2 protein-coding genes and 1 riboswitch are annotated in these 2,317 nt (G+C 72.5%); both genes read right to left on the bottom strand.

Annotated elements, in window-relative coordinates:
• Window positions 1-248: 248 nt before the first annotated feature.
• Complete coding sequence (locus tag ACFWR9_RS22015; RefSeq protein ID WP_383844835.1) at window positions 249-944, bottom strand: GntR family transcriptional regulator; 696 nt, start codon at window positions 942-944, stop codon at window positions 249-251.
• Window positions 945-1,143: 199 nt separating this feature from the next.
• Window positions 1,144-1,908: a M23 family metallopeptidase gene (locus ACFWR9_RS22010; RefSeq protein ID WP_383844832.1), complete on the bottom strand. Its 765-nt coding sequence runs from the start codon at window positions 1,906-1,908 to the stop codon at window positions 1,144-1,146.
• Between the two features lie 12 nt (window positions 1,909-1,920).
• Window positions 1,921-2,085, bottom strand: a riboswitch (cyclic di-AMP (ydaO/yuaA leader).
• Window positions 2,086-2,317 lie beyond the last annotated feature (232 nt).

The following is a 2,317-nucleotide window of genomic DNA, read 5'->3' as shown; positions in this document are numbered from 1 at the left end:
ACCACGCCCCCCCCACCCCCCCCCTCTCCCCCTCTCTCGCCGGCGCCCCCCCCACACCCCCCACCGCGCCCGGTGGCTCACCGGCCCGGGGCCCTGCCTCGCCCCCCACCCCAGCAGACCACCGGGCGGGCCTCTCGCTGTGCCATTCCGCTGTGCCATTCCGCTGCCCCATTTCCGTCCGGGCAGCAGAAATATGGGCAGTCGAAAACACCCCCCGAATTTCCTGCTCTTTGTATACCGGGCCCGTGTTAATGCCGCAGGCTCGCCGTGTTTACGGGACGTTGCGAGTTCCTCACACGCTCCGTCCTACCGCCGCCGGAGGCGAATCGCAGGCGGTGACCCGGCGCCGACCGCTCGGTGTGCAGCGCCATGAGCGCCCGCGCGCGGTCGCCGTCGCCCCGGGCCACCGCGTCGAGGATCGCGCCGTGCTCGGCCCAGTACTCCACCGGCCCGGGGGGCGCGTCCACGTCGTACATCCAGGCGATCTTGTGGCGCAGCTGGGTCAGCAGCGCCGTCAGGGACGGGCTGCCGGCCGCCTGGGCGAGGGTCTCGTGGAACCAGCCGCCCAGGGAACGCAGATCCTCGCCGCTGCCCTGCCTGGCGCGTTCCTGGCCCAGGCGGACCAGGCCGCGCAGCACCTTGAGGTGGGCGTCGGTCCGGCGCCGGGCGGCCCGGGCGGCGCCGAGGGGCTCCAGGAGCGAGCGCGTCTCCAGCAGGTCGGCGGCCTCCTGTTCGGTCGGTTCCGCGACGCACGCGCCCGCGTGCCGCCGGGTCACCACGAAACCCTCGGCCTCCAGCGTGCGCAGGGACTCGCGGACGGGGACGCGGGAGACGCCGTAGCGGCGGGCGAGGATTTCCTCGGTGAGCCGGCCCCCGCGCACGTGAACGCCTGCGACGATGTCGTCCCGGATCGCCGTGCACACCGAATGCGCCGGAATACGCATGACCGACCTCCGCCTTAATCCCCGTGATACGTCGACGATTGACGTGTCCAGCGACTCTAGGCCAATCAAGCGGTTATTCCGACGGCGGAGCGGATTTCATGGATATTTTTTGGCCGACGGCGGCGACCGCACGCGAACGAAAACCAAAAGCCCCGGCTCGGGCGGCCAGGGCTTTCGAGTGGTGCCGCAGGGTCCGCCGTCAGACGTTCACGCCGTGCGAGCGGAGGTAGGCGACGGGGTCCATGTCCGAGCCGTACTCGGGGCTCGTACGGGCCTCGAAGTGCAGGTGGGGCCCGGTGACGTTGCCGGTGGCGCCGGAGAGGCCGATCTGCTGGCCGGGGTCGACCGACTGGCCGACCGAGACGCCGACGGACGACAGGTGCCCGTACTGCGTGTACGTGCCGTCGTGCATCTTGATCACGACCTGGTTGCCGTACGCCCCGCCCCAGCCGGCCTCGACGACGGTGCCGACGCCGACCGCGTGCACGGTCGTACCGCTGGAGGCGTGGAAGTCGATGCCGGTGTGGCTGCCGGAGGACCACAGGGAGCTGCCGGCCTGGTACGCCGTGGAGACGTAGGACGCGGTGATCGGCGGGACGAAGGTGTTGAGGCGCTTGCGCTCCGCCTCCCGCGCGGCGCGTTCCTTGGCCTCGCGTGCCTCCTTGGCCGCCTCGGCGGCCCGCTCGCGCGCGGCCTCCTGGGCCGCCTCGCGGGCGGCGGCGTCCGCGGCGGCCTGCCGCTGTGCGAGGGCCTGGGCGTCGATCTCCTCGGCCAGGGAGTCGCCGATGCTGATGACCGGGGTGAGTCCGCTCCGCTCCACCTCGGGCTCGGCGGCGAGCGCCGGAGCCGCGAGGGTGCCGACGACGCCGGTGGTGGCGAGGGCCGCGACACCCGCCGCGCGGGCGGTACTGCGGTGCATCCTGCTGGGACGCCGGTGCTTCCCGGTGGCGCGCGTGAACGCCATGTAGAGGCTGGTCCTTTCCTTCCCTCTCGCCTACCGGGTTAGCTGACGGGTTCGGAGCAGGAAGGTCTCCTACGGACCCCCTCGCTGCGCGCGCGGGCGTCCGATTCACCCCAGGGACTACGGTGGGTCCCCGGCTCCCCTGGCTCGCGCCGTACGGGGACTCGGCGATGACTGTCCGGTGCCGCGGGTGCGGCGCACTGCCTGACGAACAGCCCGGATGACGCTAAACGCGGCTGTGTTCAATCCTCAAACGCAACAGGGCTTTTGTAGCGCATGCCACAGGGCAGACGGGCAGCCTCCCCCTCAATTCGGACAAACGGCGGGCGGCGGGGGCAAGCCGGGGACCCGGGCCCCCCCCCCCGGGGCCGGGGAGAGGCCGGCCCCCCCGGGGTGTCACCGAACCCCGGGC

It is taken from the genome of Streptomyces sp. NPDC058534 (genome assembly GCF_042717365.1).
Lineage (GTDB): Bacteria > Actinomycetota > Actinomycetes > Streptomycetales > Streptomycetaceae > Streptomyces.
The sequence above is the reverse complement of the archived record's forward strand: the minus strand, read 5'-3'. Positions and strand labels throughout refer to the sequence as shown.